Here is a 22,445-nt window from a genome sequence, read left to right on the forward strand (position 1 = left end):
GAATAAGCCGCCATGCCCGTATTCAGCAAACTTGGTGTGAAAGCCAGCAATAGCAAAAATATCGTCATCGATGGCGTTGCCGATGGTTTCGAAGCTTTTTGTCTTGCGCGGCTGGTCGAAGAGATTGGTGAGCGTGGGCCAGTTCTTTATATTGTGCGTGATGGTCAGCGCATTGCTGATCTTGAGCAGGTTCTGAACTTTGTTGCGCCCGACCTTCCGGTGCTGCATCTGCCAGCGTGGGATTGTTTGCCCTATGATCGTGTGTCGCCGGGGGCGGATGCATCGGCACGCAGGCTTGCGGCACTGGCCGCCTTGGCTTCATTGAAGAAGACGCCGCATCCGGCTGTCATCATCACGACTGCCAATGCGGTTTTGCAGAAGCTGCCGCCGCAGGCTGCAATCGCCGAACAGGTGATTTCCGCACGTCCCGGTAATCAGCTCAATATGAATGCGCTGAGTGCGCGACTTGAGCGCAACGGCTTTGAACGTGTTTCGACCGTGCGTGACATTGGCGAATATGCAGTGCGTGGCGGGATTCTTGATCTTTATGCACCGGGGTCAGAAGAGCCGCTGCGTCTTGATTTTTTTGGTGATACGCTCGAAACAATTCGCGCGTTTGACCCGGCATCGCAGCGCACCACAGGTGCACGTAAGGAATTTGTGCTTCAGCCGATGAGCGAAATTTCGCTCTCGCCGGACATGATCAGCCATTTTCGCAAAAATTATGTGGCGATGTTTGGCGCGCCACAGCGCGATGATGCGCTTTATCAGGCGATCAGTGAAGGGCGGCGCTTTGCCGGTATGGAGCACTGGCTCCCGCTGTTTTACGATAATCTCGAAACTGTGTTTGACCATGCCGGCGACATGCCGGTGGTGTTCGATCATCTGGTGCATGAAGCACTGACCGAACGCCACACGATGGTTGTGGATCACTATGAGTCGCGCCTCAGGCAGGCAGAAGGCAAAGAGCCGGGCAGCGATGCTGTGCCGTACAAGCCGGTTAAGCCGGAAACGCTTTATCTCACGCCAAAAGAAGTGGAAGCGATTGCTGCAACCAACGGATTGCGTATTGATCTGACGCCATTTGGTACGCCTGAAGTGACTGGCCGTGCGATTGTTCATGCGGATGTCCATAAGGGACGCAGCTTTGCGGAAGAACGTGCAGCAACCGATGTGAACCTGTTTGAATCGGTGGTGAAATATATTGCCGATTTGCGTGTGGCTGGCAAAAAAGTGCTGGTGGCAGCATGGTCGGAAGGATCGCTCGATCGTCTGCTGCAAGTGCTCGACGAGCATGGCCTTGAAAAGATTGAGACCGTTGACCGCCTTTCGATGGTTAAGGCGCTGTCGCGCGACAAGATCACGGCAGCTGTTCTGGCAGTTGAAAGCGGTTTTGACGCTGGCGATCTGGTTGTTGTTGCCGAGCAGGATATTCTCGGTGACCGCCTTGTGCGCCGCTCAAAGCGCCGCAAACGTGACCAGAATTTTATTTCGGAGGCCGCCTCACTTTCGGCTGGCGATATTGTCGTCCATGTTGATCATGGTATCGGTCGTTTTATAGGCCTGAAAACGATCACGGCAGCGGGCGCGCCGCATGATTGTCTTGAGATTCATTATGCAGGCGATGATCGACTGTTCCTGCCAGTCGAAAATATCGAATTGCTTTCTCGCTTCGGGTCCGAGGGCTCGGAAGCTGTTCTTGATAAGCTCGGCGGCGGCGCATGGCAGATGCGTAAGGCCAAGCTCAAGAAACGCCTGCTTGAAATTGCCGGTCATCTGATCCAGATCGCTGCCGAACGCCAGATGCGCGGTGCACCCGTTATGCAGCCACCAGAAGGCCTTTACGCAGAATTCGCGGCGCGTTTTCCTTATGATGAGACCGAAGATCAGTTGCGCGCTATTGATGCGATTACGGATGATCTGGGTGCAGGCAAGCCGATGGATCGCCTCATCTGCGGTGACGTTGGTTTCGGCAAAACGGAAGTTGCGCTGCGTGCGGCTTTTGTTGCTGCCTTGAGCGGTTTTCAGGTGGCAGTGGTTGTGCCGACCACGCTTCTGTCACGCCAGCATTTCAAAACCTTCTCGACCCGTTTCCACGGTTTGCCGGTTAATGTCGCGCACGCATCTCGACTGGTTGGCTCGAAAGAGCTTGCAGCCACCAAAAAGGGCATCGAAGACGGCACCGTAGATATTGTGGTCGGCACGCATGCGCTGCTCGGCAATTCGATCAAGTTCAAGAATCTGGGTCTTCTCATCATCGATGAAGAGCAGCATTTCGGCGTAAAGCACAAAGAGCGGCTTAAGGAGTTGAAATCGGACATTCACGTTTTGACGCTTTCTGCAACGCCGATCCCGCGCACGTTGCAGCTGGCACTCACCGGCGTGCGTGAGCTTTCGCTGATTACGACGCCACCGGTTGATCGTATGGCTGTTCGTACTTTTGTGTCACCATTTGACCCGCTGGTGATCCGCGAGACATTGCTGCGCGAACGCTATCGCGGTGGTCAAAGTTTCTATGTCTGTCCGCGCGTGGCTGACCTTGCGGACATTGAGCAGTTTCTCAGAGATCATGTGCCAGAACTCAAAGTTGGTGTCGCACATGGTCAGATGGCACCCGGAATGCTCGATGACATTATGAATGCCTTCTATGACGGCCAATATGATGTGCTTTTATCGACGACCATCGTCGAATCTGGCCTCGACATTCCAACCGCCAATACGATGATCGTGCATCGTGCCGATATGTTCGGCCTCTCGCAGCTTTATCAGCTGCGCGGACGTGTCGGCCGCTCCAAGCAGCGCGCTTTTGCGCTGTTTACTCTGCCTGCCGGTCGCACGCTCACCGCCACTGCCGAGCGTCGTCTGAAGGTTCTGCAGTCCCTTGATACGCTGGGCGCTGGCTTCCAGCTCGCAAGTCATGACATGGATATTCGCGGTGCGGGTAATCTGCTTGGCGAAGAACAGTCCGGTCACATCAAGGAAGTGGGCTTCGAGCTTTACCAGCAGATGCTGGAAGAAGCGGTTGCAACGCTCAAGGGCACCATTGAGGTCGAAGACAGCCAGTGGTCGCCACAGATTGCAATTGGAACGGCTGTGATGATTCCGGAAGCTTATGTGCCGGATCTGCAATTGCGCCTTGGTCTTTATCGCCGTCTGGCAGACCTTGAAGAGCCGCAGGATATCGATGCATTTGGTGCAGAACTGATCGACCGTTTCGGTCCGATGCCGGAAGAAGTGCAGCATCTGCTTAAAATCGTTTACATCAAGGCACTCTGCCGCCGCGCTAATGTCGAGAAGCTTGATGCCGGTCCGAAGGGCGTGGTTATCCAGTTCCGCAATGCAACTTTCAACAATCCGGTTGGGCTGGTGAAGATGATCGGTGAACAGGGCTCCATGGCCAAGATCAGGCCGGATCAGAGCATCGTCTTTATTCGTGATTGGGCGACGCCAGAAAAACGTCTGAATGGTTCGGCGGTTATTATGGCGCAGCTTGCAAAGATCGCGGCAGGTTAACCCCGCCGCGATATATTTATCTGTCTTCCGAAATACCCGGCTCGAAGCCTTCCGCCGTTTGCTGAATGGCATCGGCGAGGGCAGAGGCGGATTGTGCACCCATGACGGCATATTTCTGGTCAATGATGAAGCATGGCACCCCGCGCACACCGATACGGTCTGCGATGTCGATTTCCTCACGGATCGTGGCTTTGTCGGCATCGCTTTCCAGAAGACGCGCGACAATCGGCGCTTCCATGCCAATGCTTGCCGCAGCATCCACCAGCACGTCATGATCGCCGATATCCTGCCCTTGCTCGAAATAGAGCGAGAACAGTCGGCCGACCAATTTGTCCTGTAGGCCCGGTCCAGCCTGTTCAGCCCAATGGATCAGGCGATGGGCATCCAGGGTGTTGGGTGCGCGCGTGATCGCTTCAAAATCGAAGACGATATCGTTTTCTTCGCCGAGTTCTGTCAGCTGTTTGTGAATGTCGTCAATCTTCGAACTCGTGCCGAATTTCTCGCGCATATAGACCTGCCGATCCTTGCCCTGAGCGGGGATCGATGGGTCAAGCTGATAAGGGCGCCAGCGTACTTCGGCATCAACTTCGGGCGTCATTTCAAGTGCTTGTTCCAGCCGCTTGCGGCCGAGGAAACACCATGGGCAAACGACATCTGACACAACGTCGATGGTGATCTTTCTTCTGGTCATAAGGTGCTCCGTTCGACGAACAGGAGACGTGTTCTCCTGTTCGCCTATCTCTATAGCTCTAAAATGTAGGATGAATTACGGTCTTATCAATCGACGTTATTTGGTGACCTGCCACCATGTGGGAAGCTGATAACCATAAAGCGATGTTTTGTCTGGATGTCCGATGCGATCCCAACGCGCAACCCATTGAGCAGGCTGATGATAAAGCGGAATATAATAGTTGCCTGAAATGAGGATGCGGTCGAGCGCACGAACTGCGCTGATGAAATCGGCACGGGTCCGGGCCACAAGCATGGCTTCGATCATGGCATCGACCGCCGGGTCGGCAACGCCGGGATAATTGAAGCTTCCCTGTGCATCACGTGATCCTGAGCCCCAGCGCTGCCATTGCTCATTGCCGGGCGAAAGCGAGCTGGTAAGGGCGCCGAGCATCATGTCATAGTCAAAGGTTTGCAGGCGTTGTTGATACTGTGCGTCATCAGGGGTGCGAATGTTTACAATGATGCCCAATCGATCCAGCGTGCGTTTGAAGGCAAGGGCTATTTTTTCCTGATCGGCTGATAAAGTCATTATTTCGAAAGAAAAGGCCTTGCCATCCGGCGCAAAAGCCTTTCCGTCGTGAAAGGTGAAACCGGCGGCTTGTAGAAGTTCAAAGGCTTCTTTCATGGGGCGTCTGTCATAGCCGCTTCCGTCTGTTTGCGGTGCGCGCCATGTTCCATCCATCGCTTCAGGCGTTACAGCCTTGTGGAAAGGAGCAAGAAGGCGTTTTTCTTCCGCATCGGCCGGGTGTCCAACGGATGAAAGCTCGGAACCGTCCCAATATCCTTGCGTTCGAACATATTGATTTAGAAACAGGGTCCTATTCAGCCACTCAAAGTCGAACATAAGCGCAAGCGCCTGCCTCACTCTGGGGTCTGCCCAGAGCGCCCGTCTGGTATTGAAGACAAAGCCGTAAATATTTGCAGGGAGTTTCTTTTCGAACTTCTCTTTTAAAACCCTGCCTTCTTTGGCCGCGGGAAAATTATACGCGGTCTGCCAGTGAAGAGGATTTCCTTCCCTGTATGTATTTCCTTCGAGATAGACGTCGAGCAATCCCTTCTTGAAGGACTCAAACAGCGACGTCTCATTGCGATAATATTCGATACTGACGGTATCGAAGTTATTCAATCCTCGCTGCGATGCGAGGTCTTTGCCCCAATAATTGGGATTTCGCTTGTAAATGATGCGCTGGCCTGGCTGAACAGCGGACACGATATAGGGCCCACTGCCAAGAGGTGCCTTCAGCGTGGAATTGCCGAAGGTTTCCGGGTTAATTGCATGTCTGGGAAGCACCGGCATCGTTCCGGCAATGAGCAAGGGAAATTCACGGTCTGACTTATCATTGAAGACAAACCGCACGGAGCGCTCGCCGGTTTTTTCAATCTTTTCAATCCGGCTCATACGGTTGTTGTATGGTGGGCGGCCTTTTTCCGTCAGGATCTGATAGGTGAAGATGACATCATCCACAGTGACAGGCTGACCGTCTGACCACTTGGCTTTTGGATTAAGCGTAAACTCCACCCATTTGCGTTCCGGGTCGATTGCAACTTTTTCCGCCAATAGCCCATAAAGGGTAAAGGGTTCGTCCCGTGAGCGCTGCATGAGCGTTTCATAAAGCATGTTGCCAAAATCGGCATCATTAAACAGTCCACGCGCCGTTGTGCGCATGCTTTTGAGCACAAATGGGTTGAGGCTATCAAATGTGCCAACCACGCCCATTCGAAGAGAACCACCTTTCGGCGCATCCGGGTTTGCATAAGGAAAATGCGTGAAGTCTGCGGGAAGCGCTACGTCCCCATGCATCGACAATGCATAGTCGGGTGCATTACCGGCTACAGCATCGGATTCGGCCTGCGCCTGCGCAATGAATGCGCCCATGCCGATAAGGCTGGCTAAAGCTGTGATGCGGAAAAGAGCAAACAATCCAGTCAACTTTCTCGCGTCCTCGTTTAACTTAAGTGGTTCACTGTAAATAAGCGAGAGGTCTTAAATATCGATTCGTGTGGCGAAATTAGCATGAACCGATAGCATATGTGTCTTAAGAGCGTGTCCGGTGTGCGACAGTGCAGAATAAAACAAAAAATATGGCGGATTCTGTCCATCGAATGTATGTGACCATCTGGATTAAAATAAGAAGTCGTTGTAACACCACCGCGGATTGGGATGATAAATCTCAAAGGTCACGCTGTTGCCGCATTTTCAAATCAGTGACGGTCTATCGCTGACTCAAACCAGAGACGGAAGATCAAAGCCTTGGAAGGAAACTGTTGATCATGACCAGCACAAAGACAATCGCTGCCGCATCTGCATTTGCTGGCGCGTTCGCCCTGCTTGCTTCTGCGACGATGCCTGCAGCCGCACAGCAGCAGCCACCACAGGGCTGGTTCAAAGTGTGCTCGAAGCAGGAAGACAATGATATCTGCAACACGCAGAATATTGTTACCGCTGACTCAGGCCAGCTTTTGACAGCCGTCAACCTCATCGAAATCAAGGGCAAGATTAATCGTAAGATTTTTCAGGTCACTGTTCCAATCGGTCGTCTGATCCCAGCCGGCGTTGGTTTGCAGATCGACAACAACAAGCCAACCAAGCTTGAATACGGCATCTGCTTCCCGGATCGCTGCATTGCGGAAGCTCCGCTTTCCGACGATCTGATCAATGCGCTCAAAAAGGGCAGCAAGGTTACGCTGACGTCAGTCAACTACCAGAACAAGCAGAACCCGATTCCGGTTGCACTGACTGGTTTCTCGGCAGCGCTGACCGGTCCGGGCCTCAAGCAGTCTGAACTAGAAGAACGCCAGAAGGAACTTCAGGACGCTGTTGCAAAGCGCCAGAAGGAATTCGAAGAAAAGATGAAGGCTGAGCAGGACAAAGCCAAAGGCGCAGCAAACTAAACTGCTCGAAGCTGATAAACTATAAAAAGGGCGCTTATAGCGCCCTTTTTGCTGGCTTACTATTTTCAAAGAAATTTAGAGCATTTCCAGCAAAAGTACGTAGCGATTTTGCGTTGAACAATGCGTGAAAACAAACAGTTAGAGCATTTCCAATGATTCAATCTCGACAGGGAATGCTCTAATTGGCGTGCAGCTTCACGCGATACGTCCCATTTTCAAGCTTGTCGAAAAGATCCACTATCATCGGGTGGCGAAGCGGTTCATCGCTCAAATCCGGTATCAGGTTCTGCTCGGACACATAGGCGACATATTCGGCTTCTGAGTTTTCCGCCAACAAATGATAAAATGGCTGATCGCGGCGCGGTCGTGTTTCTTCGGGAATGGATTCATACCATTCCTCCGTGTTCGCAAACTCCGGATCAACATCAAAAATGATGCCGCGGAAAGGAAACAGCCGATGCTTGACCACCTGTCCGATTTGAAACTTCGCGTGCTTTATCTGTGCTATGCTCATAAGACATATGTAGTTCACCGCGCGCTAAATTAAAGCTGCGGGAGGTTTCAGGTTCGCTTATTGAGATGGCTGACTATTTTGCCATGCTTTTTGTGCGATTGGAGATCTTTGGCAGCCTTGGCAAAAGCTGAGAAATGCCGCTGCCGGGACGCAGACCTTCGCGCATGAAAAAGGCCCGTAACGGCGCAAACGAGCGCAGCATTTCCAAACCGATATTGCGGGCAATCTGCGCTGGTAGCATGGATGACAGGAGCGAGCGGTTGAGTGCGTCTACTGATCCTGTGCGCATCAGAATGTCTGGGCGGCGACCACGATCATAGGCGCGGATCACCCGATCTGAACCGGGATCGGAGGGATCATGTGCGATGGCATTGACGAGTGTTTCGACATCGCGTGTGCCAAGGTTCAGCCCCTGCGCACCGATCGGCGGAAACACATGCGCCGCCTCGCCAATGAGAATGGTGCGCTTAGACGCAAATGAAACAGGTACCATTCCCGAAAGTGGCCATGCTTGCGGACGAATATCAATCGTTACCTTGCCAAGCATGGACTGCATCATGTTTTCGATGCGCTGTCCAAGCGTTTCATCATCGAGTGCCATCAGAGTTTCTGCACGCCCCGGATTGACCACCCAGACCAAGCTTGAGCGTTTTCCCTGAAGTGGCACCTGCGTAAACGGGCCTTCTTCGGTATGAAACTCCGTCGAGATATTCTGGTGCTCGATCTCATGTGTAAAAGAAAGCACAACCGCGGTTTGCGGATAGCCCCAGCGGCGAGTGCGAATGCTGGCTGCTTCCCGTGCCATCGAATTGCGCCCATCAGCCGCCACGACCAGACGGGTATGCACTGTATCACCGTCTGCAAGCGTGATGGTGATGTGATCGCCATTGTTGCGATATTCGATTGCAGGCTGGGTAATGCGTTTGATTGCGGGATTGTTATCGACCGCTTCCGCAAGATTCTGGTTCAGGGCTGCATTGGGAATGTTGTAACCAAAGGCGATTTCACCGATTTCACCGGCGCGGAAAGTCACGGCGGGGCTGCGGATCAGCCGGGTCGTTGCATCGACAATACGCATGGAGGCAAGGGGGGCTGCTTTTGACGCAATGTCTTTCCAGACGTTAATATCTTCCAGAAAGCGAATGGCAGGCATCATGAGGGCTGTGGTGCGACGATCACCCTTGTCTGTTTCAGGCCCAAGTAAAACTGTCCGGTAGCCTTTCGCACTGAGCGCAAGCGCTGCCATCATCCCGGCTGGTCCACCACCGCTGATGACGATTTCGGTAAGGGGCTTTTCTACAACCACGTCATTCATAATGCTCTATCCTTGACCAGAAACTCAGGCCCAAAGCGATTCTTATCGCATCGTGTTTTAGCGCATTTAACCGCAAACGAGGGGCAAAGGCCATTGTTGCATAAGTGAAAACCCATTCTTTGGTGGAATGAGGGCGGTTTTGTCTCACGACTTACTTGCTCTTTTTGCCTTATTCGGGGAAAGCTTTATGCAACAACATGGCTTCCGCCGATCACTCGCGTTGGAAGTCTTATCTGCTGCCTCACGCCTTGTTGGAAGATTGAAGGCGGCGATCAAGAGAAATGGCAAACGGCGTGAAAAGCAAACTGACCGGAAAACTCAAAGCCAAGAAAGTGACAGCCCCGCAGGCCAAGGCATTTTCTGTTCACCTGCTCACAGCGTCCGGCTCGTTTCTGGCGTTTCTGTCTATTGTTGCGGCAAGTGACGGTCGCTATACCGCGATGTGGTGGTGGCTGGGGCTGGCGCTCTTTGTCGATGGTATCGATGGTCCCATCGCACGCAAGCTTGAAGTCAAATATGTGCTGCCCAACTGGTCGGGTGAGCTGCTTGATAACATCATCGACTATGTGACCTACGTGCTGATACCTGCCTTCGCACTTTATCAGAGCGGTTTTATGGGGACGAACCTGTCCTTCATATCCGGTGCGATTATCGTTGTCTCGAGCGCGATTTACTATGCCGACACCGGTATGAAAACCAAGGAAAACTTCTTCAAAGGCTTCCCGGTTGTCTGGAATATGGTGGTGTTTACGCTCTTTATTGTTCGCCCAGGCGAATGGGAAGCCTTTGCCATTGTCGTCGTTTCGGCTGTTTTGTCATTCCTGCCAATCAACTTCCTGCACCCGGTGCGTGTTGCGCGGCTGCGCCCGCTTAACCTCACTGTCTTTTTGCTGTGGTGTGCATTTGGTGCTGCGGGGCTTTATTACATGCTGGATGCGCCGCTATGGGTGCGCGTCGGCATTACAGTGACCGGGCTATATATTTATTTCATCGGCGCTATCATGCAGTTCTTTCCCAATCTGGGACGAACTGCTGCGATTATTGCCGCTGAACAGGCCGAAAATACAAAGAAAACCAGCGCCGGAGAAGCATGATGATCAATGCAATTCGTGTACATCAGACAGGTGGCCCTGAGGTTTTGCAATATGAGCAGATCGAAATTGGCGAGCCGGGACCGGGTGAGGCAAAGGTGCGCCATGAGGCGATTGGCCTGAATTTTATTGACGTCTATTTCCGTACCGGACTTTATAAGGCCGCCCAGATGCCCTTCACGCCCGGCAACGAAGGTGCCGGCATTGTGGTTTCTGTTGGCTTCGGCGTTGATACGCTCAAAGTTGGCGACCGGGTTGCATATGCTGCGACACCGGGGTCTTATGCGGATGAGCGCATCTTGTCCGCAGATCGCCTCGTCAAGGTTCCAGAAAATATCGAACTGAAAACCGCTGCTGCTATGATGCTCAAGGGCATGACGGCGCGATATCTTTTGCGCCAGACGTTCGCTGTAAAGCCTGGCCATACAATCCTGTTTCATGCGGCAGCAGGCGGCGTCGGGCTGATTGCCGGGCAATGGGCCAAGCATCTTGGCGCAACTGTTATCGGCACGGCTGGATCGGAAGAAAAGATCGCTCTCGCCAAGGCGCATGGCTATGATCATGTCATCAATTACCGCACAGAAAACTTTGTAGAACGTGTCAGGGAATTGACCGGCGGTGAGGGTGTGGACGTTGTTTATGACTCCGTGGGTCGTGACACCTATATGGGCTCGCTTGATGTGTTGAAGCCGCTTGGCATGTTCGCCTGTTTTGGTCAGTCCTCGGGTGTTATTCCGCCATTTGATCTCGGTCTTCTGGCGCAGAAGGGATCGCTTTTTGTGACCCGCCCAACCTTGTTCAACTATGTTGCCAAGCGCGCTGATCTTGAAAAAACGGCGAACGATCTGTTTGATGTGGTTTCAAGCGGTGCTGTTAAGATCGAAATCAATCAGTCCTATGCACTGAAAGATGTGCGTAAAGCGCATGAAGATCTGGAAGCGCGCAAGACAACGGGCGCCAGCATCTTGCTCCCATAGTATCGGATAGATGCAAGCATATAACGGCGGTGTGCATATGTGCTCCGCCATTTTCTTTTTGGCTTCCCAATTGCGGTTCGGCTGGATAAGGTCATTCAAAAATAAGTTCGGGGAACTACAAAAAGACAATGTCAGTGCCTTTAACCGACCGGCCTCTTCTTGATGTCCGCCGGCTCACAAAAGTATTTGGTCAGCTCAGAGCCTGCGATGCGGTCGATCTCGTCATTGCTGAAGGCGAAATACATGCGCTTCTGGGTGAAAACGGGGCTGGGAAATCCACCTTCGTCAAGATGTTGTTCGGCGCGCTCCAGCCGCTGGAAGGCGAAATCGTCTGGAAGGGCGAGCGCGTAACGATTTGCGAACCCGCCACAGCAAGAAAGCTGGGCATTGGTATGGTTTTCCAGCATTTTTCGTTGTTTGATTCGCTCACTGCTGCCGAGAATATTGCCCTTTCACTGGATGGTTCCTTGCCATTATCGGAAGTGGCAAAGCGTGCGCACGATGTTGGAAAGGCCTATGGATTGCCAATTGATCCGCAGGCGCATGTTGGTGATTTGTCCGTTGGTGAGCGTCAGCGTATTGAGATTGTGCGTTGTCTCCTGCAAGAGCCTGATCTGATCATTCTTGATGAGCCGACCTCGGTGCTGACGCCGCAGGAGGCGGATCGCCTGTTTGAAACGCTGGAGCGTCTCAAGTCAGAAGGCAAGTCAATCCTTTATATCAGCCATCGACTGGAAGAGGTGAAGCGCCTTTGTGATCGCGCCACGGTGTTGCGCCACGGCAAGGTGGTTGCGCATTGTGATCCAAGGCAGGAAACAGCCGCCTCGCTGGCGCGTATGATGGTTGGTAACGACATCAAGGTTGTGGCGCGTCGCCCGATTGACGCCATTGAAAATGTGTCCATACCGTTGCTTGAGATTAAATCGTTGTCGCAGGCGCCGCGCGGACCGTTTTCAACCGCTCTCGACAATATTTCTCTTTCGGTGAAAGCGGGTGAAGTTGTCGGTATCGCAGGTGTGGCAGGCAACGGACAGGGTGAGTTTTTTGAAGCGGTTTCGGGCGAGTTTCTCCAGTCGTCGGCATCGGCTGTGCGTATTCGCGGTAAGGATGCAGGCAGGCTTGGCATCAATGAGCGTCGCTTGATGGGCGCTGCATTTGTGCCTGAAGAACGGTTGGGACATGGTGCTGTGCCATCCCTGCCGCTGACTGATAATCTGTTTCTCTCGCGTTATAAGACTGACGCGAAGGTATTTTTGCGCGGTGGCAAACTGAAGCTGATTGCTGAAAGCGCCTTGCGCTCAGCCGCAAAGCGGATCATCGAGATGATGGATGTGCGCAAAAGTGCTGAAAACCCACCAGCTTCAGCTTTATCAGGCGGCAATCTTCAGAAATTCATCATTGGCCGCGAGCTGGATCGTTCTCCATCGGTGATGATTGTCAACCAGCCGACATGGGGCGTGGATGCGGGCGCTGCAGCCCATATCCGTCAGGCTTTGCTTGATCTGGCGCGTTCCGGTTCTGCTGTGCTTGTTATCAGTCAGGACCTTGATGAGTTGCTTGAAATTAGTGACCGTATCGCGGTCATGAATCACGGTGCACTTTCCGAACCGATGGCTATCGCGGACGTAACACTGGAAAAAATCGGCCTTCTGATGGGGGGCGTTTCCGGCTCGGATCAGGCGGGAGCAGCATGATGCGGATTGAACTTGTTAAGCGTCCACAGCCGTCAAAGCTTTTTAGCGCTGTTTCACCGCTGCTAGCACTAGCGCTCACGATGGTTTTCGGTGGTCTTGCCTTTGCGCTGATGGGCAAAGACCCGTTTCAGGCGCTTTATGTGTTCTTCGTTGAACCGTTGCTCGATGTGTGGTCTTGGCATGAGCTTCTGGTTAAGGCGACGCCGCTTATCCTGATTGCGGTCGGGCTGTGTGTTTGCTTTCTTTCCAATAATTGGAATATCGGCGCAGAAGGTCAATTTATCATCGGTGCTATTACGGGCTCAATTCTGCCGGTGATGTTTCCTCAATTGCAGCTATGGATCGTATTGCCGCTGATGATGCTGATGGGGATGGCGGGCGGTGCTACCTATGCATCCATTCCGGCATTGTTAAAAGTCCGCTTCAACACCAATGAGATTCTCACCAGTTTGATGCTGGTGTATGTCGCGCAATTGTTCCTCGACTGGCTGGTGCGCGGCCCTTGGCGCAATCCCGAAGGCTATAATTTTCCTGAAACACGGCAATTTAATGCGAGTGCCGTGCTGCCGGAAATATGGAGCGCATCGGGGCGCGCGCATTGGGGCTTTATCTTCGCAATTGTCGCCGCGATTATCGTGTGGTTTTTGCTCGCCAAAACACTCAAAGGCTTTGAGGTGAAGGTTATCGGGCAAAGCCCAAGGGCAGGGCGCTTTGCAGGTTTCAGTTCCGGCAAACTCGTATTTTTCGTGTTTGCATTGTCTGGCGCATTGGCCGGTCTTGCTGGCATCGCGGAAACTTCCGGCGCGATTGGTCAGCTTCGTCCTGTGATTTCACCCGGATACGGCTTTACAGCGATTATTGTCGCCTTCCTTGGCAGGCTTAATCCGATTGGCGCGATTGCAGCAGGCTTTGTACTGGCACTTTCCTATCTTGGCGGCGAAGCTGCGCAGGTTGCCATCGGCATATCGGAAAAGTCAGCACGGGTCTTTCAGGGTATGATCCTGTTTTTCGTGCTCGCATGTGACACACTCATTCACTATCGCATCCGCTTTGTGGCGGGACGCGCAGCAGGAAAGGTGTGATCAATGGATTTGACACAGGCTATCCTCCTTACCATCGCAACCGCTGCCACACCATTGCTCATCGCTGCCCTTGGTGAACTGGTGGTTGAGCGCTCCGGCGTGCTCAACCTTGGCGTCGAAGGCATGATGTTGATGGGCGCAGTCTCCGGCTTTGCGGCGGCTCAGTTCACCGGCTCGGCATGGCTTGGCATGCTCGCCGCTATTTTTGTCGGGATGGCGTTTTCTGGCATTTTCGCATTTCTGACGCTGACGCTTGTGACCAATCAGGTCGCAACGGGGCTGGCGCTGACCATTCTTGGTATTGGCGCGTCTGCCATGCTGGGCGAAAGCTTTGTCGGCATGCCTGGCGTGCGGCTTGATGCGATCAGCATTCCGTATCTTAGTGATATTCCCTATGTCGGTCGCTTTCTGTTTGGTCAGGACCCGATCTTCTATATCTCCATTTTGCTTGTCATTGGCGTGACGTGGTTTTTGTTCCGCACGCGGGCAGGGCTGCAATTGCGTGCAATTGGTGACAATCACGGCTCGGCTCATGCGCTGGGTGTGCATGTGGTGCGCACGCGCTATCTCGCCGTGCTGTTTGGCGGTGCCTGTGCGGGACTTGCCGGCGCGCAGCTTTCGCTGGTCTATGTGCCACAATGGGTTGAGAATATGTCGGCAGGCCGTGGCTGGATTGCGCTCGCGCTTGTCGTGTTCGCTTCATGGCGGCCGTGGCGCGTTTTGATCGGTGCCTATCTGTTTGGTGCCGTCTCCATTGGCCAGCTTCATGCTCAGGCGCTTGGCTTTGGCCTGCCATCGCAGTTTTTATCGGCCTTGCCTTACATTGCGACGATTGTGGTGCTGGTCATCATCTCACGCAACCGGCGCCTGACGATGATGAACACGCCAGCGTCGCTTGGCAAACCTTTCGTGCCGGACAGGTGATTATGTGTTTGAACGGCAGTCCGGCTCCCACGGCCTGCCGTTTTGTTTTGAGGGTACTAACAAGGAGTGCAGGGAACATGAAAAAAACGCTGTTGGCGATTGCCACCGCAGCCAGTTTTATGCTTGGCGGAGCGGCACATGCAGAAGACAAGCTGAAAGTCGGCTTTATCTATATCGGACCTCCGGGAGATTTTGGCTGGACGTATCAGCACGATGTCGCCCGCAAGGAAATGGTCAAAGCTCTTGGTGACAAGGTTGAAACGACCTTCCTCGAAAATGTGCCGGAAGGTGCGGATGCCGAGCGTTCGATCGAGCGTCTTGCACGCGCGGGCAACAAGCTGATCTTCACGACCTCTTTCGGCTATATGGACCCAACCATCAAGGTTGCTGCCAAATATCCGGATGTGAAGTTTGAACATGCGACCGGTTACAAGACCGCGGACAATGTTTCGGCTTACAATGCGCGCTTCTATGAGGGCCGCTATATTCAGGGGCAGATCGCAGCCAAGCTGTCGGAAAAGGGTGTTGCAGGCTATATTGCCTCGGTACCGGTGCCGGAAGTTGTGCAGGGCATCAACTCGTTCATCCTCGGCGCACAGTCCGTCAATCCTGATTTCAAGGTTAAGGTCATCTGGGTCAATTCATGGTTTGATCCGGGCAAGGAAGCTGACGCCGCCAAGGCGCTGGTCGATCAGGGCGTCGATATTCTGACGCAGCATACCGACTCGACCGCGCCTATCCAGGTTGCGCATGAGCGCGGCATCAAGGCATTCGGTCAGGCATCCGACATGATCAAGTTCGGTCCTGAAACCCAGCTGACTGCAATCGTTGACGATTGGGGCCCATACTACATCGACCGCGCCAAGGCTGTTCTTGATGGCAAATGGGAAAGCCAGAACATCTGGTGGGGAATGAAGGAAGGCCTCGTTAAGATGGCGCCTTACACCAACATGCCAGATGACGTGAAGAAAATGGCGGAAGAAACTGAAGCCAAGATCAAGTCGGGTGAATTTAAACCGTTCACCGGCCCTATCAAGAAGCAGGACGGCTCTGTCTGGCTGAAGGAAGGCGAACAGGCTGATGATGCAACCTTGCTTGGTCTGAACTTCTACGTCGAAGGCGTTGATGACAAGCTGCCGCAATAAAGCATAAGTCCTGTCGGAGTGAAACGCGGATCGATAAGATTCCGCTTCAATTAAAAACGTTTAGAGCGCAGGTCTGATTCAATCAGATCGAAACGCGCTCTAAACAAATAAAAAAGGGCGCTTGAAGCGCCCTTTTTTCAACGGATGAATTTATTCTGCTGCATCAGCAGGCGCGGCATTGAGCAGGCCATAGCGTTCTTCGCCAATCTTACCAAGCAGTTCAAGCTGTGTTTCGAGGAAGTCGATGTGACCTTCTTCGTCAGCCAGAAGCTCGTCAAAAAGCTGCTTGGAAACATAATCGCCAAGCTCATCGCAGATTTCGCGGGACTTTTTGTACGACGTGCGTGCATCATATTCCCCAGCCAGATCGGCTTCGAGAACTTCCTTAACAGTCTGACCGATGCGCAGCGGAGCGACCGTCTGCAGGTTTGGATGGCCTTCAAGGAAGATGATGCGGTCGATGATCTTATCCGCATGCTGCATTTCTTCGATGGATTCCGCACGCTCTTTGTTCGCAAGACGCGTGAAACCCCAATCGTTAAGCAGACGATAGTGCAACCAGTACTGGTTAACAGCGCCTAGTTCGAGAAACAGTGCCTCGTTAAGCCGCTCTATGACCTTTGGTTCGCCTTTCATTCCAAGAACTCCCGAATTTGTCTCGTAGAGAACGCACACGATCCATGAACTGGATCACGTTTTCGTCCATTTGGTTGTGACGAAGATGATATTCTTCAGTCACCCTTATGATCGTTTCTACGACGTTTGGGAAGCAGCCACAGCAACGGCCGCTCTTGGACATGGCATTATAAACAGTTCCGGGGACGATTAATCGCCAGCAATCCTCATCCAGAAGCTCTATAACGACAGCTTCGATGTCTTTATCGGTAATAACATTGCAGCTGCAGACTAACATAAGTAGTAGACTCCAGTATCTGCAATGCGCTGTGATTGTATAGAATTCACAATTCGGGAGGTTGCGCTTTGTTCGTTATTTATTTTTACACAAAAACTACCACGGAAGGCGTGTGTTTTTACTTCAATATTGACAAGTCGCCATTCTGAACCGAACAAAGGTTCCTCCAATCGCAGGGGTTAAAGGCCCGAACATCAAAGGTAAACTTGAGCAAGTCTTTATAAACCCACCCATTTCAGTCAGGTTATGACGGGTCTGTGGGCTTTCTGTCAAATTTTATGTTTTGGAAATGTTCTAAAAATCAACAAGTTAGAATCATTCTAATTGTGAGTTAAGTACCCATCTTTAAACATGATTTGGTATTTTACATGAGTGAAAACGGCGCAATTTTTACGCCGCCTCTGTTTTATGCGCCATTTCGCCGCACGATGTGGAAAACACCGGGATGAAAGGATCAAATCCCTTCAATCGCCTCGAATCCCTCAAATTGCGGCGGGCCGGCATAGAGTGACTTGCGGTCACCGGCGTTGCGATGCGCATTGCGGAACTGCTCGGATTTCGTCCAGAAGGTGAAATCATCCCGCGTGCGCCAGACTGTATGGGAAGAATAAAGCGTATAGCCTTCTTCTTCACTGGTCGCACCGCGCAGAAGATGGAAGCTTTCAAAGCCTGGAAGCTCGGCAAGCTGGGCATCGCGATTTTTCCAGGCGGTTTCGAACTCGGCTTCTTTGCCGATGAGAACCTTGAAACGGTTCATGGCTATAAACATTGCTGATCCTTTCTTTCTAAGAGGGACTGGCTAGAGAATATTCCGAAAAGTGGGAACCGGTTTTCGAAGCCATTTCCGGCGAGTGCGGCAGTATGTTCCGCACTCGCCGCATCGCAGCTTGGGATCGAAGCCCACGACAGCGGTCAGAGGTGAGTGGACTTCGCAGGCGCGATGATTCATGTTCAGGAGGCGGGGGCCTCCTGAACATTTTAGAACTGGAACTGTGTCGAGACGAGGAATGTCCGGCCGCGCCCACTACCATAGATGCTGAGTGCCGGTGTGTAGGCTTTATCGGCCACATTTAGGACCTGGATGGACGCATCCAACGTATCGGTGAACTTATATTTCGCAAACAGATCAACGAGCGTGTAAGCATCGCTTTCCCCGCCACCAAGCATTTTCCCGCTTGATACGTGCTGAATGCGCGTTCCTGCTTCGAGTTTCCGATCAAAGAAGCGCGCACCGCCAGTGACGCTCACAATATCTTCAGGAAGGTACTGATTGCCGCCTAGGTAGTTTTGTTCAGGCAAGTTCAGACTTGGTGTGTGTGTATGCAATGCCTGCAAAGGCGAAGCCTGCATCATAACGCGCATCGAGTTCAAACCCCTTCACTGTCGATGTGCCTTCAACGTTCGCAAACTTAGTATAATCAGCTGCGAGCGTTATATAGTCTTCCACGCGCATCGTGTAATAATTTGCTTTGATGCGCAGGCCGTCTTCGGCCGTAAAAATACCATCTTGAGAGACGTTAACACCGAACTCCCATCCACGCTGTTTTTCTGGGCGCAGATTTGGATTGCCTTTCATCGAACCAACACCAGCATGTGCAACGCCGCCTAAGAATGTTTCCTGTAGGGTTGGTGTGCGCATCGAATGGGAATAGGTCACGTAAGGCTGGAGCCAGTCGGTAACATTATATGCAACGGTGACTTTCGGGCTGAGTTCGCCGTCGCTGTTCGAGATACCATCATCTTCACTTTTCAGTTTGAAGTGATCGTAACGAAGCCCGGTAATTACCTGAAGCGCATTATACGTCCACGTAGCTTCGGTAAAGACCGCAACTTTATCCGAGTTTGCATCGGCTGGGTTCACGCCAACACTGTTACCACTCGCGTTGTCATGATTAAGCTCAAGGCCATTTTTCCAGCGAACTGAAACATCGCCAAAAGAAAATTGTGACGTATTTGAAGCAGTCATACCTGTGGTTTTGACCGCGACTTGGCGGCCCGTGAAGCTGCCGCTGCCTTCTCCCCAGTTCTGGAGAGTTGTGTTATGATAAAGGTTTACGTTTAGGTTAAGCAGATCGTTATCGCTAGGATTGTAATTATATTGCGCGAAGAACGTCCTGTTCTGGACAAACATATCGTAAATGGTTGCTCCGCCGCCGTAACCAGCCTGAGATGTACCATAGTGATTGTTATAAAGAATGCCGCCCAGCGTCAGATTCTGGTTTTCACCAAAGCCAAATTCAGCCTTGAAAAGTCCGGAGGTTAGTTCCTGCCCCGTTTTGTCGACAGTATCACCATCGCCATTTTTATAGTCTTTTGAATCGCGGCGGCTGATTGCTGCGGCAATACCCAGCGAGTTGACACGCGCAGCGCCAGCAAGCATTTCTGAAAAGCCAGTTCCGTTGCTGCCCCATGATGCGCGGCCGAGTACGCCTTTTTCTTTGCCGTCAAGAATAATATCATCGACACCAAGTGTACGGAAGTTAACGCTACCTGCCAGCGCTCCGCCCTGCTCAGTCGTTATTGCGCCGCGTTGAATATCAATGTCAGCAAGCAAGTTTGCGTCGATGTAAGAGTAACCGGCAGAGCTGTGATCAGAATTACGATAGTTCTGTGGAACACCGTCAATCAGCATGTTTACGCGGCCAGAGCCCTCGAACCCACGAATATTGACGGCAACGCCTGGGTTCGATGCGTTGATCGATGTGAACACGCCGGGTGTTGTTCCGCGCAGGACATCATCGAGTTTGGTAGTGCCAAAACGCTCAATCGTGTCGCGCTTAATGATTTCTTTGTTTGCAGAAGCAGCTGAATTCTGTGCCCCAGTGGCTTTTTGAATAGTGATTGTGTTCAGCTCTATGCCGTCAGTCTCTTTCACTGCACTCTGTTGCTGCGCGAAAGCACTCTGAGGGATTGCCATAAGAATGACAGCGAGACCTGTGCTTGCCAGAAATGACCGCTTTTGTGCCCCGTTAATTGCCCGCATTGCCTGATTTCTCCTGAAGGACAAAGCAAAATTCCCACGCCCCCTCGGAGGTGAGAAATTTAAGTTTCTCAATAGGTTATAAACTCTCTTGATAAAGAGAGTGTCGGCGCTGGCTGGAAGGAAAACCTTCGGGCTTGCTCTGGAAAAAGCGAGATTTAAACTTGACTCGTTTAATCTAGTAAGGCAGTGAATATTAAACATGACTTAACATGTCAACTAATGATTTGTTGGTGTTTTAGTCGGTTAGCGAAACGGCCACAGCTGGTGCAGGGGCAGTAAAATGAACAGGCGAATCCATATCGACATGCAGGTGCGGTTACCGCGTGAGCGCGTTTCCAACCGCGTGAACGAAATTCAGCCGCATCTGGATGCGGCCGGATCAGCTCAATCAGAAATCTCTGAACAGGCTTATGAGCCACGGCTCAAAACCTATGGCAGTCGTGAGCTCTTCAATGGCTCCCGCGAAGTGGCGATAGAGCACGGCGGCTCTCTCTATCGTTTAAAAATTACCCGTCAAGGCAAGCTCATCCTCAATAAATAGGCAGCAAAAGATGACGACCCAAACAAAGCCCTCCCCAGAGCAGATTCTCAAGGCACGGGCAGATAACCCGAAAATGCGCGAACGCGATTTTGCACAAAGCCTCGGGGTATCAGAAGCAGACTTTATTGCGGCTCACACCGGTGCCCATGCAGACAGTGCGATTTCGGCTCGCCGCATCCGTGCAGATCTCGAAACTTTGCTCAAACATGCGCCTTCGCTTGGCGAAGTCATGGTGTTGACGCGCAATGAAAGCGCTGTTCATGAAAAAATTGGCCCGTTTGAAAAGACGATCTGGGGTCCGCACGCGTCACTGACACTGGGCAAGGAAATCGATCTTCGTATTTTCCCGAAGCATTGGGTCCATGGCTTTGCCGTTGCAAAAGTGGATGGCGAGCATGTTCGTCGCAGCCTTCAGTTTTTTGACGCATTCGGTGAGGCCGTCCACAAAATTCATCTTCGTCCCGCTTCCAATCTCGAAGCTTACGAACAGCTCGTTTCTGAATTGTTGCTGGAAGAGCAGACGCCTTCGATTGAAACAAAGCCTGTTCCGGCAAAGGCAGATAAGACGGATGTTGCAAGCGTTGATGGCGAGGCATTCCGTGAACGCTGGGGTGCGTTGACCGATGTTCACCAGTTTGTCGGGCTTTTGAAAGATTTTGGCGTCGATCGTCTTCAGGCCGTTCATCTTGCCGGGCAGGATTTTGCATGGCGTGTTGATCTGTCGGCAGTTGAAGCTATGATGAACCACGTGGTTCAGGAGCAGATTCCAATTATGTGCTTTGTCGGAAGCCGTGGTTGCATCCAGATTCACACCGGAACGATTGCCGAAATCAAGACGATGGGCCCATGGCTCAACGTCCTTGATCCGACATTCCATCTGCATCTGCGCGCTGACCATATTGCGGATGGCTGGGTCGTTCGCAAGCCGACGAAAGATGGTCACATCACTTCGCTTGAAGCTTATGATTCCAATGGTGAAATGATTATTCAGTTCTTCGGTGAACGTCATGAAGGCGAAGCCGAGCTTGCCGACTGGCGCATGATTGCTGAAAATCTGCCGCGTCTGCAGCAGTCAAGCGCTGCATAAATCAAGCGTGATCCAGATCTTTGTTTTGATGTGCATTCCGAAAGTGGCTGCCATTTTCGGAATGCACTCGAAGGATAAAAACATGGCAATTGTTTCATCAAATATCAGGCGCTGCGCGGCCTTGGTCTTCATGGCCGCTTCGGTTGCATTTGGCGGCATTGCGAAGGCTGATACAGTTGAGAAAATCCCCGATACGTCACGGCTTGTTTCTGTCGGTGGTGCTGTAACGGAAATCGTTTATGCGCTTGGCGCAGGCGATAGGCTCGTTGCACGCGACCAGACCAGCACTTATCCTGAACAGGCAAGCGCGTTGGTCGATGTCGGCTATATGCGCCGTTTGTCACCAGAAGGCGTTCTTTCGGTTAATCCGACCGGTATCCTGCTCTCGGAAGGCAGCGGCCCGCCGGAAACGCTTGAAGTGCTTAAGAAAGCGTCCGTTCCTATTGTCATCATTCCAGATGATCATACGGGCGAAGGCGTGCTCACCAAGATTGAAATTGTCGGCAAGGCTCTGGGTCTTGAAGATAAGGCCAAGGCGCTTGCGGACGATGTGGCGCGTGATCTCAGAGTTGCAGAAAAAATCTCTGCCAGTCAGAGTCCGCGCAAGCGTGTGCTTTTCATCATGTCCGTTCAGGATGGACGCATTACAGCCTCCGGCACCGGCACAGGTGCCAATGGCATTATCACGCTTGCAGGAGGGGTGAATGCTATCGATGCCTATCCGGGTTATAAGCAACTGACGGATGAAGCCATCGAGAAGGCCGCGCCGGATATGATTCTGACGATGGGTATTGGCAAGGATAGCGTTCAGAAGGATGACCTTCTGAAGAATCCGGCTCTGGCCAATTCTCCAGCGGGGCGCAGCGGTAATATTGTCCAGATGGATTCGCTCTATCTGCTTGGCTTTGGTCCGCGCACCGGTGCTGCCAGCCGTGAATTATCCGAAAAGCTTTATGGCAATCACGCAGCCCAATGAGAACTATGCCTGCTTTGCGCAAGCATTTGCAGGCATGTCGCAGAACCGCGCAACAAGGACACATTG

20 protein-coding genes are annotated in these 22,445 nt (G+C 52.3%); 11 read left to right on the forward strand and 9 right to left on the reverse strand.

What is annotated here, in order from left to right; translation table 11 throughout:
* Nucleotides 1–12: 12 nt before the first annotated feature.
* Entirely contained in the window at nucleotides 13–3,513 is a 3,501-nt protein-coding gene (gene mfd / locus ABE530_RS14020; protein ID WP_499694903.1) for a transcription-repair coupling factor, read from the forward strand.
* Between the two features lie 16 nt (nucleotides 3,514–3,529).
* Here mfd and ABE530_RS14025 read toward each other — a convergent pair whose 3' ends face one another.
* A complete protein-coding gene (locus ABE530_RS14025) occupies nucleotides 3,530–4,204 on the reverse strand; it encodes a DsbA family oxidoreductase (RefSeq protein ID WP_265983936.1) in 675 nt (224 codons plus the stop codon).
* A 96-nt stretch (nucleotides 4,205–4,300) separates the two neighbouring features.
* The gene (locus tag ABE530_RS14030) at nucleotides 4,301–6,121 is read right to left on the reverse strand and encodes an extracellular solute-binding protein (protein WP_499694943.1); all 1,821 of its coding nucleotides are present in this window, start codon (nucleotides 6,119–6,121) and stop codon (nucleotides 4,301–4,303) included.
* A 395-nt stretch (nucleotides 6,122–6,516) separates the two neighbouring features.
* Between ABE530_RS14030 and ABE530_RS14035 the strand changes: the two genes are divergently transcribed.
* Nucleotides 6,517–7,137: an invasion associated locus B family protein gene (locus ABE530_RS14035; protein WP_265983937.1), complete on the forward strand. Its 621-nt coding sequence runs from the start codon at nucleotides 6,517–6,519 to the stop codon at nucleotides 7,135–7,137.
* Between the two features lie 178 nt (nucleotides 7,138–7,315).
* Here the strand turns inward: ABE530_RS14035 and hspQ are convergent, their stop codons facing one another.
* Both hspQ and ABE530_RS14045 read right to left on the reverse strand, forming a co-directional pair.
* Nucleotides 7,316–7,651: a heat shock protein HspQ gene (gene hspQ, locus ABE530_RS14040; RefSeq protein ID WP_499694904.1), complete on the reverse strand. Its 336-nt coding sequence runs from the start codon at nucleotides 7,649–7,651 to the stop codon at nucleotides 7,316–7,318.
* Between the two features lie 73 nt (nucleotides 7,652–7,724).
* Entirely contained in the window at nucleotides 7,725–8,966 is a 1,242-nt protein-coding gene (locus tag ABE530_RS14045; protein ID WP_499694905.1) for a UbiH/UbiF family hydroxylase, read from the reverse strand.
* 281 nt (nucleotides 8,967–9,247) lie between these two features.
* On the opposite strand from ABE530_RS14045, the gene pcsA reads away from it, so the two are divergent.
* The 6 genes from pcsA to ABE530_RS14075 all read left to right on the forward strand — a co-directional run bounded on the left by pcsA (nucleotide 9,248) and on the right by ABE530_RS14075 (nucleotide 15,879).
* On the forward strand, nucleotides 9,248–10,060 hold the full coding sequence (gene pcsA, locus ABE530_RS14050; RefSeq protein WP_265983940.1) for a phosphatidylcholine synthase: 813 nt from the start codon (nucleotides 9,248–9,250) through the stop codon (nucleotides 10,058–10,060).
* The gene (locus ABE530_RS14055) at nucleotides 10,060–11,034 is read left to right on the forward strand and encodes a quinone oxidoreductase family protein (RefSeq protein WP_499694944.1); all 975 of its coding nucleotides are present in this window, start codon (nucleotides 10,060–10,062) and stop codon (nucleotides 11,032–11,034) included. The genes pcsA and ABE530_RS14055 overlap by 1 nt, the downstream gene beginning before the upstream one ends.
* Before the next feature lie 128 nt (nucleotides 11,035–11,162).
* A complete protein-coding gene (locus ABE530_RS14060; protein WP_499694906.1) occupies nucleotides 11,163–12,728 on the forward strand; it encodes an ABC transporter ATP-binding protein in 1,566 nt (521 codons plus the stop codon).
* Nucleotides 12,728–13,810, forward strand: coding sequence for an ABC transporter permease (locus ABE530_RS14065; RefSeq protein ID WP_499694945.1), 1,083 nt, complete (start codon nucleotides 12,728–12,730; stop codon nucleotides 13,808–13,810). Before ABE530_RS14060 ends, ABE530_RS14065 begins: the two co-directional genes overlap by 1 nt.
* A gap of 3 nt (nucleotides 13,811–13,813) precedes the next feature.
* Nucleotides 13,814–14,734 carry an ABC transporter permease gene (locus ABE530_RS14070; protein ID WP_499694907.1) on the forward strand — a complete coding sequence of 307 codons (921 nt, stop codon included), beginning with the start codon at nucleotides 13,814–13,816 and terminating at the stop codon, nucleotides 14,732–14,734.
* A 77-nt stretch (nucleotides 14,735–14,811) separates the two neighbouring features.
* Nucleotides 14,812–15,879, forward strand: coding sequence for a BMP family ABC transporter substrate-binding protein (locus ABE530_RS14075; protein ID WP_265983943.1), 1,068 nt, complete (start codon nucleotides 14,812–14,814; stop codon nucleotides 15,877–15,879).
* 150 nt (nucleotides 15,880–16,029) lie between these two features.
* On the opposite strand, the gene bfr is transcribed toward ABE530_RS14075, so the two are convergent.
* The 5 genes from bfr to ABE530_RS14100 all read right to left on the reverse strand — a co-directional run bounded on the left by bfr (nucleotide 16,030) and on the right by ABE530_RS14100 (nucleotide 19,976).
* Nucleotides 16,030–16,515, reverse strand: a complete 486-nt coding sequence (bfr, locus tag ABE530_RS14080; RefSeq protein WP_265983944.1) for a bacterioferritin — start codon at nucleotides 16,513–16,515, stop codon at nucleotides 16,030–16,032.
* On the reverse strand, nucleotides 16,481–16,792 hold the full coding sequence (locus ABE530_RS14085) for a (2Fe-2S)-binding protein (protein WP_265983945.1): 312 nt from the start codon (nucleotides 16,790–16,792) through the stop codon (nucleotides 16,481–16,483). The genes bfr and ABE530_RS14085 overlap by 35 nt, the downstream gene beginning before the upstream one ends.
* 454 nt (nucleotides 16,793–17,246) lie before the next feature.
* Nucleotides 17,247–17,561: a heme-degrading protein HmuQ gene (gene hmuQ / locus ABE530_RS14090; RefSeq protein WP_265983946.1), complete on the reverse strand. Its 315-nt coding sequence runs from the start codon at nucleotides 17,559–17,561 to the stop codon at nucleotides 17,247–17,249.
* A 209-nt stretch (nucleotides 17,562–17,770) separates the two neighbouring features.
* Nucleotides 17,771–18,040 (reverse strand): hypothetical protein, encoded by a 270-nt coding sequence (locus ABE530_RS14095; protein ID WP_499694908.1) that lies wholly within the window; start codon nucleotides 18,038–18,040, stop codon nucleotides 17,771–17,773.
* A gap of 43 nt (nucleotides 18,041–18,083) precedes the next feature.
* Complete coding sequence (locus ABE530_RS14100; protein WP_499694909.1) at nucleotides 18,084–19,976, reverse strand: TonB-dependent receptor domain-containing protein; 1,893 nt, start codon at nucleotides 19,974–19,976, stop codon at nucleotides 18,084–18,086.
* Nucleotides 19,977–20,055: 79 nt separating this feature from the next.
* Between ABE530_RS14100 and hemP the strand changes: the two genes are divergently transcribed.
* The 3 genes from hemP (at nucleotide 20,056) to ABE530_RS14115 (ending at nucleotide 22,379) form a co-directional block, all read left to right on the forward strand.
* On the forward strand, nucleotides 20,056–20,316 hold the full coding sequence (gene hemP / locus ABE530_RS14105) for a hemin uptake protein HemP (RefSeq protein WP_499694910.1): 261 nt from the start codon (nucleotides 20,056–20,058) through the stop codon (nucleotides 20,314–20,316).
* A gap of 10 nt (nucleotides 20,317–20,326) precedes the next feature.
* Nucleotides 20,327–21,403 carry a hemin-degrading factor gene (locus ABE530_RS14110; RefSeq protein WP_499694911.1) on the forward strand — a complete coding sequence of 359 codons (1,077 nt, stop codon included), beginning with the start codon at nucleotides 20,327–20,329 and terminating at the stop codon, nucleotides 21,401–21,403.
* Nucleotides 21,404–21,485: 82 nt separating this feature from the next.
* Nucleotides 21,486–22,379 carry a heme/hemin ABC transporter substrate-binding protein gene (locus tag ABE530_RS14115; protein WP_265983950.1) on the forward strand — a complete coding sequence of 298 codons (894 nt, stop codon included), beginning with the start codon at nucleotides 21,486–21,488 and terminating at the stop codon, nucleotides 22,377–22,379.
* The last annotated feature ends 66 nt before the right edge of the window (nucleotides 22,380–22,445 follow it).

The organism is Brucella sp. TWI559 (assembly GCF_039674265.1).
In the GTDB taxonomy this organism is placed as follows: domain Bacteria; phylum Pseudomonadota; class Alphaproteobacteria; order Rhizobiales; family Rhizobiaceae; genus Brucella; species Brucella chromiisoli.

Bases quoted from the DNA above. Each gene is read 5' to 3' on its own strand.
- ABE530_RS14110 (WP_499694911.1), top strand. From the start codon at position 20,327: ATGACGACCCAAACAAAGCCCTCCCCAGAGCAGATTCTCAAGGCACGG.
- mfd (WP_499694903.1), top strand. From the start codon at position 13: ATGCCCGTATTCAGCAAACTTGGTGTGAAAGCCAGCAATAGCAAAAAT.
- ABE530_RS14025 (WP_265983936.1), bottom strand. From the start codon at position 4,204: ATGACCAGAAGAAAGATCACCATCGACGTTGTGTCAGATGTCGTTTGC.
- ABE530_RS14045 (WP_499694905.1), bottom strand. From the start codon at position 8,966: ATGAATGACGTGGTTGTAGAAAAGCCCCTTACCGAAATCGTCATCAGC.
- ABE530_RS14100 (WP_499694909.1), bottom strand. From the start codon at position 19,976: ATGTTTAATATTCACTGCCTTACTAGATTAAACGAGTCAAGTTTAAAT.
- ABE530_RS14055 (WP_499694944.1), top strand. From the start codon at position 10,060: ATGATCAATGCAATTCGTGTACATCAGACAGGTGGCCCTGAGGTTTTG.
- ABE530_RS14065 (WP_499694945.1), top strand. From the start codon at position 12,728: ATGCGGATTGAACTTGTTAAGCGTCCACAGCCGTCAAAGCTTTTTAGC.
- bfr (WP_265983944.1), bottom strand. From the start codon at position 16,515: ATGAAAGGCGAACCAAAGGTCATAGAGCGGCTTAACGAGGCACTGTTT.
- ABE530_RS14085 (WP_265983945.1), bottom strand. From the start codon at position 16,792: ATGTTAGTCTGCAGCTGCAATGTTATTACCGATAAAGACATCGAAGCT.
- ABE530_RS14030 (WP_499694943.1), bottom strand. From the start codon at position 6,121: ATGGGCGCATTCATTGCGCAGGCGCAGGCCGAATCCGATGCTGTAGCC.
- hspQ (WP_499694904.1), bottom strand. From the start codon at position 7,651: ATGAGCATAGCACAGATAAAGCACGCGAAGTTTCAAATCGGACAGGTG.
- ABE530_RS14075 (WP_265983943.1), top strand. From the start codon at position 14,812: ATGAAAAAAACGCTGTTGGCGATTGCCACCGCAGCCAGTTTTATGCTT.
- ABE530_RS14115 (WP_265983950.1), top strand. From the start codon at position 21,486: ATGGCAATTGTTTCATCAAATATCAGGCGCTGCGCGGCCTTGGTCTTC.
- ABE530_RS14070 (WP_499694907.1), top strand. From the start codon at position 13,814: ATGGATTTGACACAGGCTATCCTCCTTACCATCGCAACCGCTGCCACA.
- hemP (WP_499694910.1), top strand. From the start codon at position 20,056: ATGAACAGGCGAATCCATATCGACATGCAGGTGCGGTTACCGCGTGAG.
- ABE530_RS14035 (WP_265983937.1), top strand. From the start codon at position 6,517: ATGACCAGCACAAAGACAATCGCTGCCGCATCTGCATTTGCTGGCGCG.
- pcsA (WP_265983940.1), top strand. From the start codon at position 9,248: ATGGCAAACGGCGTGAAAAGCAAACTGACCGGAAAACTCAAAGCCAAG.
- ABE530_RS14060 (WP_499694906.1), top strand. From the start codon at position 11,163: ATGTCAGTGCCTTTAACCGACCGGCCTCTTCTTGATGTCCGCCGGCTC.
- hmuQ (WP_265983946.1), bottom strand. From the start codon at position 17,561: ATGTTTATAGCCATGAACCGTTTCAAGGTTCTCATCGGCAAAGAAGCC.